The 16,497-nt window shown below is 46.7% G+C and carries 13 protein-coding genes; 3 read left to right on the top strand and 10 right to left on the bottom strand.

Annotation, left to right across the window (positions count from 1 at the left end; all coding sequences use genetic code 11):
* The first annotated feature begins 504 nt into the window (after positions 1-504).
* Positions 505-3,015, top strand: a complete 2,511-nt coding sequence (locus tag QUA40_RS18215; RefSeq protein ID WP_333128282.1) for an ATP-binding protein — start codon at positions 505-507, stop codon at positions 3,013-3,015.
* Positions 3,016-3,260: 245 nt separating this feature from the next.
* Here the strand turns inward: QUA40_RS18215 and QUA40_RS18210 are convergent, their stop codons facing one another.
* The 7 genes from QUA40_RS18210 to QUA40_RS18180 form a co-directional block, all read right to left on the bottom strand.
* The gene (locus tag QUA40_RS18210) at positions 3,261-3,605 is read right to left on the bottom strand and encodes a clan AA aspartic protease (RefSeq protein WP_333128280.1); all 345 of its coding nucleotides are present in this window, start codon (positions 3,603-3,605) and stop codon (positions 3,261-3,263) included.
* Positions 3,602-3,874, bottom strand: a complete 273-nt coding sequence (locus tag QUA40_RS18205) for a hypothetical protein (RefSeq protein WP_333128278.1) — start codon at positions 3,872-3,874, stop codon at positions 3,602-3,604. Before QUA40_RS18205 ends, QUA40_RS18210 begins: the two co-directional genes overlap by 4 nt.
* Before the next feature lie 176 nt (positions 3,875-4,050).
* Positions 4,051-4,977 carry a hypothetical protein gene (locus QUA40_RS18200; RefSeq protein WP_333128276.1) on the bottom strand — a complete coding sequence of 309 codons (927 nt, stop codon included), beginning with the start codon at positions 4,975-4,977 and terminating at the stop codon, positions 4,051-4,053.
* 219 nt (positions 4,978-5,196) lie between these two features.
* Positions 5,197-6,783 (bottom strand): photosynthetic/respiratory NAD(P)H-quinone oxidoreductase subunit D1, encoded by a 1,587-nt coding sequence (gene ndhD1, locus QUA40_RS18195; RefSeq protein ID WP_445301163.1) that lies wholly within the window; start codon positions 6,781-6,783, stop codon positions 5,197-5,199.
* 455 nt (positions 6,784-7,238) lie between these two features.
* Positions 7,239-9,284, bottom strand: a complete 2,046-nt coding sequence (locus tag QUA40_RS18190; protein ID WP_333128295.1) for an NAD(P)H-quinone oxidoreductase subunit 5 — start codon at positions 9,282-9,284, stop codon at positions 7,239-7,241.
* A gap of 360 nt (positions 9,285-9,644) precedes the next feature.
* Positions 9,645-10,022 (bottom strand): thioredoxin family protein, encoded by a 378-nt coding sequence (locus QUA40_RS18185; protein WP_006635621.1) that lies wholly within the window; start codon positions 10,020-10,022, stop codon positions 9,645-9,647.
* Between the two features lie 44 nt (positions 10,023-10,066).
* Positions 10,067-10,780: an NnrU family protein gene (locus QUA40_RS18180; protein WP_333128274.1), complete on the bottom strand. Its 714-nt coding sequence runs from the start codon at positions 10,778-10,780 to the stop codon at positions 10,067-10,069.
* Positions 10,781-11,016: 236 nt separating this feature from the next.
* On the opposite strand from QUA40_RS18180, the gene QUA40_RS18175 reads away from it, so the two are divergent.
* Entirely contained in the window at positions 11,017-12,021 is a 1,005-nt protein-coding gene (locus tag QUA40_RS18175) for a LysR family transcriptional regulator (RefSeq protein ID WP_333128272.1), read from the top strand.
* A gap of 139 nt (positions 12,022-12,160) precedes the next feature.
* A complete protein-coding gene (locus QUA40_RS18170) occupies positions 12,161-13,621 on the top strand; it encodes a serine/threonine-protein kinase (RefSeq protein ID WP_333128270.1) in 1,461 nt (486 codons plus the stop codon).
* A 181-nt stretch (positions 13,622-13,802) separates the two neighbouring features.
* Here the strand turns inward: QUA40_RS18170 and QUA40_RS18165 are convergent, their stop codons facing one another.
* From QUA40_RS18165 to QUA40_RS18155, 3 genes are all read right to left on the bottom strand, one after another.
* Entirely contained in the window at positions 13,803-14,579 is a 777-nt protein-coding gene (locus QUA40_RS18165; protein WP_333128267.1) for an ABC transporter permease, read from the bottom strand.
* Positions 14,580-14,758: 179 nt separating this feature from the next.
* Positions 14,759-15,478, bottom strand: a complete 720-nt coding sequence (locus QUA40_RS18160) for an HAD-IA family hydrolase (RefSeq protein ID WP_333128265.1) — start codon at positions 15,476-15,478, stop codon at positions 14,759-14,761.
* Positions 15,479-15,481: 3 nt separating this feature from the next.
* Entirely contained in the window at positions 15,482-16,321 is an 840-nt protein-coding gene (locus QUA40_RS18155) for a S9 family peptidase (protein WP_333128263.1), read from the bottom strand.
* Positions 16,322-16,497 lie beyond the last annotated feature (176 nt).

Below are 16,497 nucleotides of genomic sequence, written 5' to 3'. Positions count from 1 at the left end.
TTGAGTATTGCGATCGCTAACGGCACATTAAACAAAGGGAAAAGACTCTCTTGAGTCAGTTTTAACTGAAATATTTCACCATTCTCGCTTAACAGGCTTTTCGGCCTCTTCCACAAAAAGTGACTTGTTTTTGGGCCGTTGCTCTTCTAGCCCGCTCGTGAAAGACTTATTGCAACTGGTGCAAGATATCAGTTCCAATGAGTTGTTCTGATCAGGGAGCATCTCATATTTGTAAAAACACTTCTTCTTCCTCCTTTTTTCTTCCTTCTGACTCTTTCCTCCTGGCTCCTAAGTCCAATTTCTAGCTTAGCTGCTATCATTGAGATGCTCCCTGTGATCAAGAGTGCGATCGCTAGCAACCTCAACTCATTGCCTCAATCTTTCACCGCTACATCAGATCGAGCTTAGAATTTTCATCACTAGAAGGAAAGACGAGGTATTAGTTTTTTATTGAGTGTAAAAATCGCAATTGTATCACAATAGGATTACCCCTATCTACTTGTTATGGAAATAGATCGTGTGCCATTTCTGAATCGCCTCCGGCGCACTATGTCCTCTGCGGAAACTTGGGGGTTTAGTGTAGTTGGATATCTGATGTGGTTTACCTTAGCGCCGTCGATGCAAGCAAAAATTGGCTCCGCATCGCTGTTGGTCTGGATTCCTGGTGTTATCGTCGGAATTCTGTTTAACCTTCAAGTTCAGAGTTTGGGTGAGAAATATCCAGATGTATCTGGGGGAACACCAAATTACATCACGCGATTGCTCCATCGTTACCCTGCCCTTTCCCGCTACTTGGGGATTGCCTACTTCTTGGGGTGGGTTTCCTTTCCGCCCATTAATGCGATCGTCATCACAGACTTGATCCAATTCCATTTAGAACCGATGGGGCTGAATATTCCAGAAAAAGGGTTTGAGATCGGTTTTACTGCGATCGCTTACTTTTTAGCATTCAGTGGCACCCGCGCCGTCGCCATTCTGCACCTCTTTTTTATCTTTCCTTCGATCGGCTTTTTACTCCTCTTCTGCGTTCAGGGTTTAGGCTGGCTTGCCTTTTCGCCCCAAAGCCCCGGACTCTTGCCCAGTAGCATTGATGCCCTCAGCGTCCATGACTGGCTGAAATGGTTCTTGTTTGCCGCTTATAGCTTCTATGGCTGCGATACAGCTTCATCCTTTGTAGCAGACAGTCTCCACCCAAAAGACACCCTCAAGGCGCTGTCTTGGGTTGCCTGGTTCATGCCTCTGGTGTTTGTAGGTGGCACTTTAGTGTTGGTGCAGTTGGCAACCGCTGCCGGTTTAGAAGGCAATTTGTACGACAAATTCCTGATGGCTGCCAAGCCTTTCTGGGGAGACGCTGCCCCTGTCATAGTCACATTGCTGGTTGCCGCTAGCTGTTTGTTGGGATCTGCGACTAGCGTTTGCAATACACCCCGCATCCTTTTCCAACTCGCGCAGGATGGGCTGTTGTCTCCCGTGTTTGGCGCAGTGTCCCGTCGGGGTGCCCTAGAACCGGCGCTGTTGCTAACCTTTATCTGTAGTTTAGGGTTTTTAGTATGGGGCAACACCACTCGAATTGTTGTGGTGTCAGGGGTGAGTTTTTTCATTTCTATCATGGGGTTGCACTTGGGGCTGTGGATGCAGCGCAACGATCCAGTCGTGCGTTGGGGCCGACTATCCTTAGCATTGCTGGTGGTGGAGTTCATTTCCCTGATGGTGGGTGGTGTTGCCTGGGGATGGATGGATTTTTGTCTCGGATTGCTGTTGCCGTTAGTAGTGATAGCGATCGACGCTGCGATTCTGCGGATTCCTTGGGCGTATTTGCATTTACCGTGGTGGGATCGACTCCATACCAAGCCAGTAACTCCTCCTAAAAACGAATACTTTGTGGTGCTTCAGGTCGCAATTTTGATTGCGCTGATTTGTGGTACAGCGACGATCAGTTGGCTGATTCGCTCCTGGCTGCGGGTAGAAGCCGGAACCAACAATCCCTATCTGCTGATTATTGTGTTGATGACGCTGGCATTTGTGGGAGTGGCGATTGCTTGCTGGACAAGTCTGCCCCAGGTTGCTGCGATCGAAGAACTAGCCATCTCCTCGACGGCGCAAGCTAAAGAACTAGAGACGACCCTAAACGAACTGAAAAAAGCCCAGATGCAAGTTATCCAAAGCGAAAAAATGTCTAGCTTGGGACAGTTGGTTGCGGGAATTGCCCATGAAATCAATAACCCGGTCAACTTCATCCACGGTAATCTCACCCACCTGGATGAATATACCCAAAATCTGCTGCAGATGATAGAACTCTATCAACTGCGCCATCCGAGCAACGATCCAGACGTGCAAGCAATGGCAGAGGAAATCGATTTGGAATTCCTCACTGAAGATATCCAAAAGATAATTTCATCTATAAGGATAGGAACTGAGCGAATTCGCGGTATTGTCGTCTCGTTGCGAAATTTTTCTCGCATGGATGAAGCAGACTTCAAAGATGTTGATATTCATGAGGGAATTGAAAGTACATTGCTGATTTTGCAACACCGGCTCAAAGATAAACCAGACTGTCCAGGCGTGGTAACGATCAAAGACTATGGCAAATTGCCCAAGGTGGAATGTTTCCCCGGACAACTCAATCAGGTATTCATGAATATTTTGGTCAATGCCCTGGATGCCCTAGATGAGATGAATAGCAAACGCTCCTATCAGGAGCTTAAAGACACCCCGAACCAGATTACGATTCGGACTTCTGCGATCGACAATCAATGGGTGGAGGTGGCGATCGCTGACAACGGCATCGGTATGTCAGACCCAGTGAAGCAGCGCATTTTTGACCCCTTTTTCACGACCAAACCCATCGGTAAAGGTACGGGTTTGGGGATGTCGATTAGTTATCACATCATTACTGAAAAACATCGCGGTACAATCAAGTGTTGTTCTACACCTGGCTCAGGCACTGAGTTTGTGATTCAGATCCCCATTCGGGAACAGAAAATTTCAGGATTCCCGAGCCCTGCTGAATCTTAACCACTTCGGGTTCAGTGCAGCCCTCAAACAATCTGAGGCGGTACAATAATCAATCAGGGTGTCAATTACCGCCAACTGCTCGATATCAAGCCGTAACAATCTTAGAAGCGCGATCGCCCTTTCCAAAGATCGCACTCTTCGCAGAATAATCAGGCTAGAAACTAAGAGAGCGATCGACCTAATGGTAATTTTGAAGTATTCGGTATTGCGATCGGGCGTTGGAAACTACAACTCATCAATCGTCACTAACCCCCCTCAGTGAACTGAATCACAAGTTCTTGCTCGTCCAGCAAAGCAGTTCCAATCAGAGGCCTTCGCCCTGTAGCAAATACACGAACTTCTCGTTCTTCCCCGTCCCAAAGGATGATTGCTTCGTGAACTGCTACTAGGACTTCACTGTTATCTGCTAAGTTTACAGGCAGATCGTACAGGAACGGCAACCCCAGTAAGGTAACTGCCTCCGGTGGCAAACATAGGTAGTCAGTGAAGCCCGTATCTATGACAAACTCGATCGGGAAAGTAGAGCCGCTTGGGAGGAGAAACGTCAACGCGACGATCGCGTGCCGATCGGTCACAATACCAGAAATCACTTGTTGACACGCTCCATTACACCACCCAACGAAGCAGCCACATTGTAACCAATACGAATGCCAAAAAGTCGAGCATACGGATGCTTTGCCATCAGACTACGTGCGGCTTTTAGCCCAGTTTTATCAACTTCGTAGTCACCTGTTTCTATATCAATGATGACCATCTTGCCAATATTCTCTTCTATTTCAATTTTTTGGCGGATGGTGCTCTCATACAAATGTTTCGCACGACGCGCGACTTCTTCACGACTCAAAAGGATTGTTTGCATACATTCCCTCTTTTTTGTAACTTTTGATCCTGTTATGGATATCATACCTCTTTTGCGTAGAAACGAAGTGGCACAACGGTACCCATCACCCGCCGCAGGTCATCTCTCGTAGTCAACAGATTACTTCTAAACGGTCGGGTGCATAGGCGTTATTATGCCGTGTCCACTGGGGACACTTAATCGTATGCTTTTGAATTCATGTAATGTCCCATTTGACCTTCACACATTAAGCAACCTGATAAAAAAGTATCTTCTAAATTTCCAGCAATAAATGTACCACAGTATTGACAGTCGCCTACATCCTTATAGTTGTGGACTTTATGGCAAGAAAAGCAAATCCATTTCTCCCCTAATTCTACTACAGATGACTTCGTTTCACAATCGTTACAGTCAGCCCAACCCCCTTCAGCTTCAGGCTCAAAAGACTCATTACATGAGCTACAACTCAAAGAGGGAAAAATATTAGATTTATCTTGAGCTTTGATTAAATTTGAGTGGCAGACTGGACATCTAATATTTTCTACTATATGCTCTAACACCGAGCCTTTAAATCCCAATTTCTCCCAGGATTGTCTACAATTTTCCTCTTCGGCTTTGTACACCTCTTCTGTTTCTAATAGAGTTTGCCAGCACTCTTCACCAAGAAGGTTAAACGGTTCTTCCTCTAAATATCGACTAATGAAATCTTGAATTATAAGAAATGACTTGACAATGACTTCACGAACTGCGCTAGACGACTTATCTGTATAGTAATGTTCTATATTATTGCGGAGCTTAGTGAGTTCTTTAAATCTGCTCCACTCATATTCTATTTTCAGGCTTTTAAATCTTTTCTCAATTGTGGGAACATCTACTGTTTTATCACCATCTCCAACAAATAAGATGTTACCTTGGTCACCACGAATAGGCTTGATCGATTGTTTGATTAAAACTTCGTTGTCATGTTCCTGTTGTGGCGATAAGCGCTTTAGTTTTTCTTTATATAAAAGAAGTATTCCAGCGCAAATGTTTCTCACCGCAGACAGGTATCTTCTGTCGTCCTCCATCAGATAGTCTTCAACACCCACCTGTATGGAGTCAATGGCGTTTTGAAGCAGCGACATAACTTACCTCTTTGAATATAGGGGTTAAATTCTAAATTTGAGCTAAGCGATCGCTCACCACCATGATTGCTAATTATACCGCATACTCACTTTGTTTTTCAACCCAAATTTTAATGGCTTGACAGCAAAAGTTTCCCTGCTTTGTCGCGAAAAAAATATAAAACCCCCAAACCCGTTTTAAAATGGGTTTGGGGGTTTTATTCCTAAATCTCGTTCAAATCACAACTTGCTCGGTTCGATCGCCGGAGCACGTAGAGACACAGTTTTATCCGCAGCAGCCTTAGCCACAAGCGACGGCACAGAATCGCGCAATTTTGCAGTCAACTGTACAGTAGTCGCATCATAAACCTGAGTCAGAATTTTCGGATACAAACCAATGCCAATAATCGGCACTAACAGAGCCGCAATAATAAACACTTCTCGCGGTTCCGCATCCACCAATTCCTCGTGTTCCGACAATTCCTTATTCTCAGGCCCGTAGAAGATTTCGCGCAGCATCGACAGCAGATAAATCGGAGTCAAAATGACCCCTACAGCAGCTAGAAATACCACACAAACCTTAAATACAGGATTGTAAGCATCGCTCGTTGCAAAACCCACAAAGACCATCAATTCTGCTACAAAACCGCTCATTCCCGGCAAAGCCAAAGAAGCCATAGAACAAGCTGTCCACATCGCGAAAACCTTACGCATTTTCTGCCCTACACCGCCCATTTCGTCGAGCATCAGCGTGTGAGTGCGATCGTAAGTGCATCCTACCATAAAGAACAAACTCGCCCCGATTAAACCGTGGGAAACCATTTGCAGCATTGCACCGCTAGTTCCCAAATCGGTAAACGAAGCTATCCCAATCAGCACAAACCCCATGTGCGAAATCGAAGAATAAGCAATTTTCCGCTTCAAATTGCGCTGAGCAAAAGAAGTTAATGCTGCGTAAACAATGTTTACCACACCCAAAATTACTAAAATCGGTGCGAAGGTAGCGTGGGCATCTGGGAGCATTCCCGCATTCATCCGCAGTAAAGCGTAACCGCCCATTTTTAGCAGAATTCCTGCTAGCAACATATGGGCGGGTGCGGTTGCTTCGCCGTGAGCGTCAGGGAGCCAAGTGTGCAGCGGAAAAATTGGCAGTTTGACACCGTAAGCTATTAAGAAACCTGTATACAGGATCAATTCTACATTGGGGGCGTAATCTTTAGCTGCGATCGCCCGCATATCGAAAGTCACCGTATCGCCGTAAAACGCCATCGTCAGCCCGCCAAGCAAAATAAACAGCGAACCGCCTGCGGTGTACAGGATAAACTTAGTTGCTGCGTAGAGGCGCTTCTTGCCGCCCCAGATTGACAAAATCAGGTAAATCGGGACTAATTCCAGTTCCCAAACCAGGAAAAACAGCAACATATCCTGCACGGCAAAAACTGCGATTTGGCCGCCGTACATTGTCAGCATCAAAAAGTAAAAAAGCTTCGGTTTAAATGTGACAGGCCAAGCAGCTAAAGTAGCCAGCGTAGTAATAAAACCAGTCAGCAAAATCAGGGGCATAGATAAACCGTCAGCACCAACCGACCAATTTAAATCGAGTTGCTGCACCCAAGTATAGCTTTCTACCAGTTGCAAATCTGGATTGCTGAAGTCGTACTGAGTGTAAAAAGCGTAAACAAGTAGGGCAAAATCGATCAAACCCACAATTAGGGCATACCACCGCACCGTCTTGCCATCCTTATCGGGAATTAAAGGAATCAGCAAGGACGCAGCAATGGGAAACAGAATTGTTGTTGTTAACCAGGGAAAGTTAGCTGTATCCATTGCGTTTTAAAATGATCCATCAGTTATTAGGTTTAAACACATTTTGCCAATTTTGCCCTAAATTTTATACTTTCTTTAGACGGAACAAATTTTTTTGCTATTATTTGGACAAATTATGCGATCGCAACAGTTAAATTTAATGAAAGATTTATTTCTATTTGCTAATTGTCAATTGTGATTTATTAACCCAATATCATTTCTAAAAATATCTCCTAGTGGGGATACGGCAATGCCCAAAGCCTGAAAAATTAACCATAAAAACCTTTGTATCTTTCGTTGCTCGCCCAGTTCAGATCCCCCTAAATCCCCCTTAAGAAGGGGGACTTTGAGAGAATACTCTTGTTCCCCCTTTATCAAGGGGGGTTAGGGGGGATCTAGACTTCGAGACAAACAAGAGATACGGTCGGTTTGACATTAAGTTGACACGCTTGGAACCATGCCGTGTCCCTACCGATTTAACTGACTCCAGAAACGATCGCAAAACCCAGAACGGCGACAAACACAATCAGGGCATAAAATTGAGCGCGACCGCTCTCAAAGTATTTCAAACCTTCGCCCGTAACCAGGGTGATAAGCCCTGTTAAGTTGACTACACCATCGACGACTCGCAAATCCACTTCCATGACTTGCCGCGCTAAACGGCGGCTGCCTTTGACAAAGAGAAAATCGTTGATATCGTCGAGATACCACTTGTTGAGGGAGAACTCGTAAAGCGGTTTGATTTTTTGGGCGATCGCACTTGCGTCAATTTTACGGCTCAAATACATCAGAGAAGCCAAAGTAATGCCCAGCAAAGCAATACCTACAGAGCTTCCGCCCATGATTAGAAATTCCGTCAAATTGAACTCAGCAGCGTGGTCCAAAACTTCTTCGAGAGACTCGCCAGGAGCGCGAACAAACTGCTCGAAATAATTGGCAAACGGCGTACCGAGAAAACCGATAAACACAGAAGGTACTGCCAGCAAGACTAACGGCAGAGCCATTGTCAGAGGAGATTCGTGAGGCAAATGGTCGTGCTCATCGTGACTGTCGCCAGTTGAGGCCAATTCCTTAACGTTCATAGCTCCCGGGCCAAAAACAACACCGGGTTGCAAGAGTTGCCGCTTGATGGCGCTGTCATTGCCCCGGAATTCGCCCTCAAAGGTGCTGAAATACATTCGGAACATATAAAACGCGGTCATCCCGGCCGTCAGCCAGCTAACAGCCCACAGAGCGGGATTGGCGGAGAAGGCGCTGGCGAGGATTTCGTCTTTTGACCAAAAACCAGCAAACGGCGGAATTCCGCAGATTGCCAAATTTCCGATTAAAAAGCAAGAAGCGGTAATCGGCATATATTTCCGCAAGCCGCCCATGACTCGCATATCTTGAGCGAGAGCGGGGTTGTGGCCTACAACTGCTTCCATCCCGTGAATCACTGAACCTGAACACAGGAACAGCATTGCTTTGAAGTAAGCGTGAGTCATCAAGTGGAAAAGTCCGGCACTGTAAGCGCCGACGCCCATTGCCATCACCATGTAGCCGAGTTGGGAGATGGTGGAGTAGGCGAGGCCTTTTTTGATGTCATTTTGGGTAATGGCGATCGAAGCACCCATAAATGCCGTAAAACAGCCGGTGCAGGCGATCAAATTCATGACTGCCGGCAGCCCTTCAAACACCGGGTACATCCGAGCGATCAGGAATACGCCGGCGGCTACCATTGTCGCGGCGTGGATTAAGGCCGAAATCGGTGTCGGGCCTTCCATTGCGTCTGGTAGCCAGACGTGGAGGGGGAATTGAGCGGATTTGGCTGCTGGCCCCAAAAATATCAGGACGCCGAAGATTGTGGCCAGAGTCGCCGAAAGAGCACCGGATTCGACTAATGAGTGCAGGCGTTCGCCCATCACCTCAAATTCAAAGCTGCCAGTGGCCCAGTAAATGCCGAGAATGCCCAGCAGCAGGCCGAAGTCGCCGACGCGGTTGGTGACAAAAGCTTTTTGGCAAGCGTCAGCAGCAGGTTTGCGATCGTACCAAAATCCGACTAGCAGGTATGAACACATACCTACGAGTTCCCAAAAAATGTAAATCTGAACGATGTTCGGGCTGATTACCAGACCCAACATCGACGCGCTGAAGATGCTCAGGTAGGCGTAAAACCGCACGTACCCGTCATCGTGAGCCATGTAGCCGTCGGTGTAAATCATCACCAAAAAGGCGACCGTGGTTACGATCGCCAGCATCACCGACGTTAGGGGGTCGATAATATAGCCCATATTCAGCGAGAAGTCGCCAGCAGAAGCCCACTGAATAGTGCGCGTGTAGGGTGCGTGGCCCTGTAGTTGACTCCACAGCAATGCGAAGGAGAGTACCATTGACCCTCCGAGGGCGGAGACGATTAAGATCGCATTCGCTTGTCGGAGTTTGTTGGTTGCCTGATTAAAGGTGATTAAGCCTAGACCTACTAGCATTGCGCCTGCCAGTGGCAGGACTGGAATCAGCCAAGCGTATTGATAAAGCAGTTCCATGACTGATAGGTAGTTTAAAGTTTCTACTAGATATTGCCAAAACTGTAAACAATTGTGACACACGCCTGCGCGACTGGGCCAAAATACTTGATCCAATTCTTTAAGTATTTCTATAGCCGAGCGCAATCGTGAGCGAGACGATCGCACTACTTTTTTGAGCGCGAGACGATCGTACTAAACGCCAAAAATTATTATTCCGGTGAAAACGGAAACTCAACGAGAAATCTCACAGTCCTGTACATTCAAGACGGCGAGATTTATTTTGGTGTGGGATGGTTGATGGACAAATGGGGAAAGCCTTTTGCTTCCGACATAAAAGCCGAAGGCCTTCATTCACAAGAGCCGAATGCCTTGGAACCGTTACCTGTTGGCGACTTCCTGAAGTTGCAGCCGTTGAGATGGGGAAGCTACGTGAGCCGCAAGCATCCAGGAATCCAGAGTCCGCCGCAGTTCCTCGCGCCCTTGGTAGTCTTCCAATCTAAATCGAACTTTATCGCCCTCAAACAAAATCAGCGTGGGCAGACTTGTCAGCCGATAAGTGTGGGCCAACTTAAAACATTGATCGGCATTCACCCCAACTAGCTTGACTTTTTCTGCCCACTGTGCCTCAAAAGTCTTAAGCGTGGGGTCGATCGCGCGGCACAAACCGCACCAAGGAGCCGAAAAGTGAACTAAAACGGGGGTAGAGGCTTGAAACACCTCTTGTGCAAAAGTGCGTTCGCTAACCGACAACACCATGAGCCCTCAAAATTTAATAATTTTTTTCTATCCTAGGGATCATGCTACCAGTATATGTTCCTAGTGACACGCATTAAAAAAGGATGAATTTCCCAAAGCAAACCAGTAAAAATGACTACACCCACGTAGGAAGGGCGCAGAAATTCAAGCAAATCAAGGGTTTGACGCTTTTGCAAGATTGCTAAAAAGGGAATAATTGAGGTTCGAGATTTGAGGGTTTCAAAGGATTCTCCAAAACGAGCCTGAAGTCGCCTGTCGCCGTGCCACACTCCGAACAGGTGGTGAAGTACCAAACCGATGGAAGTGACGAGGGTAAAGCTAGTGCCAATCCACAGGGTGTGGGCGACGCACCAAATCACTTGTCCCACCATTTGCGGGTGACGGGTGATGCGAATGATGCCGGCTTCGTAGAGGTGAACTTGGGGCTTTTGGACGGCGGCAATTTCTAGGAGGTTGAAAGTTGCTGGGTACAGAAACAGGAAGGAAATTGCCGAAAGTATCCAAACTGCGGGTTTAACTCCGGGTAATCCCTGTACTTGCCAAAGCTGCACACCGTCGTAGCGGTGGTTGAAAAAGTAAACAATCAGAATGACGGCTAGCGGCAAACTGACAAGGGCAAACAAAACGCGATAAAGTCTCGGCCCGATCAGCTTTTCACCTTTGGGCCGGAGGGCTGCTAAACCGCTATGGGCGATCGCAAAAACCAGTAACAGGCCCAGAATAACAAAGTGGGAGTCGAGCGCCAAGTCGATCGTCATTGCAAATATTAAGAAAAGTTATTGATTCTCTGCCAATTTGTGTCACAAAGTATCTATGGGAGCATTCAGCGGTTATCAGTCAGTTAACTGTTCACTGTTCGCTGTTGACTGTTGACTGTTCGCTGTTCGCTGTTGACTGTTCGCTGTTGACTGTTCGCTGTTTGCTGTTCGCTGCCTACAGTCAACCGTCAACCGTCAACTGACAACTGACAACTGACAACTGACAATTTAGATATATGTCTGACCTTCCTTTCACTTTAGACCAGTTACGCATTCTCAAGGCGATCGCCTCTGAAGGAAGCTTCAAACGCGCCGCTGACAGCCTCTATGTATCCCAGCCAGCAGTTAGCTTACAGGTGCAAAACTTAGAGAGACAGTTGGACGTGCCACTGTTTGACCGGGGGGGGCGGCGGGCTCAACTGACCGAAGCCGGACACCTGCTGCTGAGTTACGGCGAGAAAATTTTATCGCTTTGCCAGGAAACTTGTCGAGCTCTGGAAGACTTGCAAAATCTCCAAGGCGGTACTTTGATCGTGGGCGCTTCTCAAACAACGGGGACGTATTTGCTGCCCCGGATGATCGGAATGTTCCGCCAAAAGTACCCGGATGTAGCGGTACAACTTCACGTTCACTCGACCCGCCGCACGGCGTGGAGTGTAGCAAACGGGCAAATCGATTTGGCAATTGTTGGCGGAGAAATTCCTACGGAACTTGTAGAAGCTTTAGAAATTGTTCCTTACGCTGAGGACGAACTGGCTCTGATTCTCCCTCCGTCTCACCCGATGGTACAACAAGAAACTATCCAAAAAGAAGACCTTTACAAATTGCAGTTTATTTCCCTCGATTCGCAGTCTACGATCCGCAAAGTAATCGATCAGGTACTGACTCGCTGCGGCATTGACACGCGCCGCCTGAAAATCGAGATGGAACTAAATTCGATCGAAGCAATTAAAAATGCCGTTCAGTCGGGACTGGGAGCTGCTTTTGTCTCGGTTTCGGCGATCGAAAAAGAGTTGCTCATGGGCGTCTTGCACAAATCTCAAATGGACGAAGTTTTGGTAACTCGGATTTTGTCGCTGATTTACAACCCCAACCGCTACCGTTCTAAAGCAGCAGAGGCTTTCAGCAATGAAATTTTGCCGCAGTTTGCTACTTATTCGACCATCTTGGAGAAGAAAGAACCCCCAGCGCTCGATGTGGGATTCATAGAAATAGGAACTCCCAACTCGGCGGGAAGTTAATCTCTTAGGTCGCTGGCAGTTAGCAGTTCGCGGTTAGTTGAGAAATCGAAATCTGATTTAACAATCACTTTTTCTTCCCTCTTCCCTCTTCCTTTTTCCCTCTTCGTTTTTCCCTCTTCCTTCTTCTTACCAAACAAAAATGGAAGTTTACTGCACCCGACCGGGCTGCCCGCGCCCTCAAAACTATTTTCCTGACCTCGATGACAGTTCGCGGCTGAAAACTGTGCAGCAAAAGTTTTGCACCGCTTGCGGGATGCCCATGATTTTGAGCGGCCGCTATTTGCCCATGAGGTTATTGGGTCAAGGCGGTTTTGGGGCGGCGTTTTTGGCCAGAGACCGCTATACTCCGGCGATGCGGCAGTGCGTTGCTAAACTTTTGCAGCCGTCGGTAAGTCTGACTCCGGCACAGCTAAAAATCGCTCAAACTTTGTTTGAACGGGAAGCGGCGGTGCTGGAAGAGCTGGGAAACGAACATTCGCAAATTCCGAGTTTGCTGGCGTTTTTTGAGCTGACTGTTACGAGTTTGCAGGCGGGGAAAAACGATCAGTTTTTCTATCTGGTTCAAGAATTTATTGACGGTGAAAATTTGGAGGATGAACTGGCTGTTAAAGGCAAGTTTTCGGAGGCCCAGACGTTGGAGGTGCTGCGGGAAATTTTGAAAATTCTCGATTTTGTTCACTCTCGCGGTTCTATTCACCGGGATATTAAACCTGCTAATATTATGCGGGGTAAAAATGATCGGCTTTATTTATTAGATTTTGGGGCGGTTAAACAAGTAACACAAAGTGTTGGAAGTGTAAAAGCTTCGACTGGTATTTATTCTTTGGGTTACGCTCCGCCAGAACAGATGAGCGGGCAAGAAGTTTATCCGGCAACGGATTTGTATGCTTTGGGTGTGACTTGTATTACTTTGCTGAGTGGTTTGCAGCCGACGGAGTTGTTTGATAGTTACAGAAATGAGTGGAATTGGCATTCGCGGGTGCAGGTAAGTTCGCGTTTGGCTCACGTTCTTGATCGAATGTTATTGCCGGCTCCCAGCCAGCGCTTTCAATCTGCAACTGAGGTGGAAGTGGCTCTGAAGTCTGGGCCTCAACAACATTCTCAACAACCTACAGTCGTGGTGGCGCCGCCTCCGATACCGAGTCCGCAGCCCCCTCCATTACCGGCTTTGCCGCCTCCTGTGCCTGATCCTGCGACTCCTCGGGGAAATCTGCAATCTTCGCAAAGAGCGGCTTTTTCGATTTGGGAGGTTTTGGGAGGGGCGGCGTTTACGGGTTTTGAGGGGGGGTTGCTGGCGATCGCCCTGACGAGTTTGCCGCTGTCTCCCAGCGTTGGTATCGGATTGTTGGGGATGATTGTAGGGGGTCTGATTTACGGCCAGTACCGCAGGGCGATCGAACAGACTGAGATGTTGATTATTGGCGCAGGTACTCTGGCTTTACTGGTGTTTTTCCCGGCTTTACAGACGGCGGCAGTTGCGCTTTATCCGAATTCTGCTATCACGGGCGTGTTATTTGTGGGATGGTTGGGGGCTTTGGGGGCGATCGCTGGAACAGCTATTTTTCGGTTGATTTATAAGTTACTTTCTAATATCTTTTAAGCCTATACTTAATGACTAATAACCACATTCCTGCACTCACAACTACTATGATGTAGGGTGCCCCGTGTGCACCTTACCGCTATTATTTAATTTTTGGACTAATGACTAATGACTAATGACTAAGGACTAAGGACTAAGGACTAAGGACTAAGGACTAAGGACTAATGACTAATGGCTTCTTTTAGTCTTGCTGGGTAGAAAACTGACGGGCACCGATTAAAGAAAAGGCGATCGCAGCCACTAACAAAACAGGTATGCTGTACCAAGGAAACTTTGCCATATCGTAAGCAGCAGCTCTCAATCCAATGCTGGCATAAGTCAGCGGCAACAGATAAACTATGCCTTTCATGGCTACGGGTAGCGACGCTGGGTCGAAAAATGTCGCTCCTAAAAATGACATGGGAGTTATCAAAAAATTGTTGTACAATCCGACAGATTCCAGAGATTTTACGGTTAACCCAACTATCACTCCCAAGCCCGCAAATACAGCGGAGTTGAGAATTATCACTAACAAAAATAGTGGATTCAGAAAGACGAGCTTTTGAGTAAACAAAACTGCTACTAAAATCACAGAAACTGAAGTCAGCATTCCACGCAATATTCCTGCTAGCATTTTGCCCGCGTGCAAAGCGAGTGGGTGTACTGGCAGCAACAGCAATTCCTCAAATGTTTTAGTAAAAAGGCGTTCGCCGCAAATCGAAAATACTGTGCCGGTAAAACTTACTGTCATCGATGAAAGTGCTACCATTCCCGGCAACATAAATTCTAGATAATTGCCGCCAATTGCAGGTTTAGGCAAAGAACTTCCCAACCCAAAACCAAAAGCTAGAATATAAATGACTGGGGATACTAAACCAGCGGCGGCAACTGGCAAGATTCGGACTCGCAAATCTAACCATTCTCCCCAAAACACAGTGATTGTGTCTGTTAATATAGTTGCCAGCGATGTTTTTTTCATGATTAGATACTACGCTTTCCCTCTAGCAGTAAAGCTATTGATGTATTAAGTTTTGTACGTTAGTTAATAACGGTAAGGTGCACAGCGCGCACCCTACAGATAACCATAAGGTGCGCGGCCCGGCGCATCCTACAGATAATTGATTTATTAAATTATGTACGTTAATTAAAATTGTAAAGTTAAAATGCCAAATAATCAAGGCTGCTGCACTGTTCTATTTTCGTTTCAGTTAAAAGCAATTTGCCTGCTTCTACTTTTTCCTGTTGGCGATTCAACCAAATTGCGTTTAATTCCGCATTTTTAGCACCACAATAATCTGCTTTGAAGCTGTCCCCGATATGCAACACATTCTGGGCAATGCAGTTGTGCTTTTGCAAAGCGGCGGTAAAAATTTGAGAATCGGGTTTTGCTGCACCCACTTCGGTAGAAATTGTCACTGATGTGAAATATTCAGCTAAATTGAGTGCTTTTAATACGGCATAAATTCGGGAATCGAAATTCGATACTACTGCTAATTCAATTCCTTGTTGCTGCCACTTATTTAATGCTGGGAATACGTCGGGATAGACGAACCAAGGTTCGGCGGTGGCAAAATGAGCGTAGAGTTCGGCAAAGAATTTGGCAAAGTCTGAAAATTGGTTGAAAACACCTGCTATTTGAAAAGCTTTCGCGGCAACTGCTTGCCACCATTCAAATTCTAGTTGGGTAATTTTTGCTAATTCTCTTCCGGGAAATGCCATCGGACTTGCTGAGGCGAAGCTTTGGGAAAATGCTGCATTTAAGTCTTCACTATTAACTGTTATTCCAAAACTATTGGCTAGTTTTTCGTAGACTTCGCCGACGCTGCCGCGAACGTCAAATAGTGTACCGGCTGCATCTAAAAAAATAACTTTAGTCATTTGTCAGTTGTTAGTTGTTGGCGGATTTATCACACCGGAATGATTGGCAATATTGCCCGCAGGTTCAAATCTGCCTCCTAAATATTTGGCGAGGAATTCTTCGGCGATCGCATAAAAGTGCAGGCGATTTTCTGGCCGCGCAAATCCGTGTCCTTCGTCTGTATAAAGCACGTATTCTACAGGTTTGTCGGCTTGCTTCATGGCATTGACAATTTGCTCGCTTTCTGCTAATTTCACTCGCGGGTCGTTGGCACCTTGGCCGATTAGTAAAGGTTTCTCGATGCGATCGACAAAAAATAAGGGCGATCGCAATTTCAAAAACTCTGGTTCTGTTTCCAAATTGCCCACGCGGTGATACAGACTTGCTTTGATCGGTTCCCAGTAAGGGGGAATAGTTTGCAGCAGCGTAATCAAATTGCTTGGCCCGACAATATCGACGGCGCAAGCAAAAACATCGGGACTAAAAGTCAATCCTACTAAGGCGGCATAACCGCCGTAGGAACCGCCCATAATCGCAATTTTATCCTGTTGGGGAATTCCTGTTTCTACAAGCCAATTAACCCCATCTAGCAAGTCGTTGTGCATCTTAGCTGCCCATTCGCGATTCCCGGCATTGAGAAAGGCTTTGCCGTAGCCGGTGGAACCGCGAAAATTGATTTGTAGGACGGCGTAACCTCGGTTTGCTAGCCATTGGGCTTGTGGATTGTAACCCCAAGTATCGCGTGCCCAGGGGCCGCCGTGAACTAGCAAGACTGCGGGTACGGGTGTGGCGACGCCGACAGGTTTTGTCAGGTAGCCGTGAATGGTTAAACCATCTCTTGCGGTGTAAGAAATGGGTTCCATTGATGATAGTGGTAGCCCTTCGAGTTTAGGCTGGTTGCTAAATAGAAAGGTGCAGGTTTTGGAGGCGCGATCGTACACATAGTAGTGTATAAGTTCACAGGGTTAGCCTGGCAGAAGAGAGGGAGAAATCTGACCAGAACGAGCACTCAAAACAGATTCAGTCAGGAACTCAAGAA

Source organism: Microcoleus sp. Pol11C3 (genome assembly GCF_036701485.1).
In the GTDB taxonomy this organism is placed as follows: Bacteria; Cyanobacteriota; Cyanobacteriia; order Cyanobacteriales; family Microcoleaceae; genus Microcoleus.
Note: the sequence above shows the minus strand (reverse complement) of the source record. Positions and strands in the feature narration are given on the sequence as shown.

Bases quoted from the DNA above. Each gene is read 5' to 3' on its own strand.
- QUA40_RS18160 (WP_333128265.1), bottom strand. From the start codon at position 15,478: ATGACTAAAGTTATTTTTTTAGATGCAGCCGGTACACTATTTGACGTT.
- QUA40_RS18190 (WP_333128295.1), bottom strand. From the start codon at position 9,284: ATGGAACTGCTTTATCAATACGCTTGGCTGATTCCAGTCCTGCCACTG.
- QUA40_RS18215 (WP_333128282.1), top strand. From the start codon at position 505: ATGGAAATAGATCGTGTGCCATTTCTGAATCGCCTCCGGCGCACTATG.
- QUA40_RS18165 (WP_333128267.1), bottom strand. From the start codon at position 14,579: ATGAAAAAAACATCGCTGGCAACTATATTAACAGACACAATCACTGTG.
- QUA40_RS18170 (WP_333128270.1), top strand. From the start codon at position 12,161: ATGGAAGTTTACTGCACCCGACCGGGCTGCCCGCGCCCTCAAAACTAT.
- QUA40_RS18175 (WP_333128272.1), top strand. From the start codon at position 11,017: ATGTCTGACCTTCCTTTCACTTTAGACCAGTTACGCATTCTCAAGGCG.
- ndhD1 (WP_445301163.1), bottom strand. From the start codon at position 6,783: ATGGATACAGCTAACTTTCCCTGGTTAACAACAACAATTCTGTTTCCC.
- QUA40_RS18205 (WP_333128278.1), bottom strand. From the start codon at position 3,874: ATGCAAACAATCCTTTTGAGTCGTGAAGAAGTCGCGCGTCGTGCGAAA.
- QUA40_RS18180 (WP_333128274.1), bottom strand. From the start codon at position 10,780: ATGACGATCGACTTGGCGCTCGACTCCCACTTTGTTATTCTGGGCCTG.
- QUA40_RS18200 (WP_333128276.1), bottom strand. From the start codon at position 4,977: ATGTCGCTGCTTCAAAACGCCATTGACTCCATACAGGTGGGTGTTGAA.
- QUA40_RS18155 (WP_333128263.1), bottom strand. From the start codon at position 16,321: ATGGAACCCATTTCTTACACCGCAAGAGATGGTTTAACCATTCACGGC.
- QUA40_RS18185 (WP_006635621.1), bottom strand. From the start codon at position 10,022: ATGGTGTTGTCGGTTAGCGAACGCACTTTTGCACAAGAGGTGTTTCAA.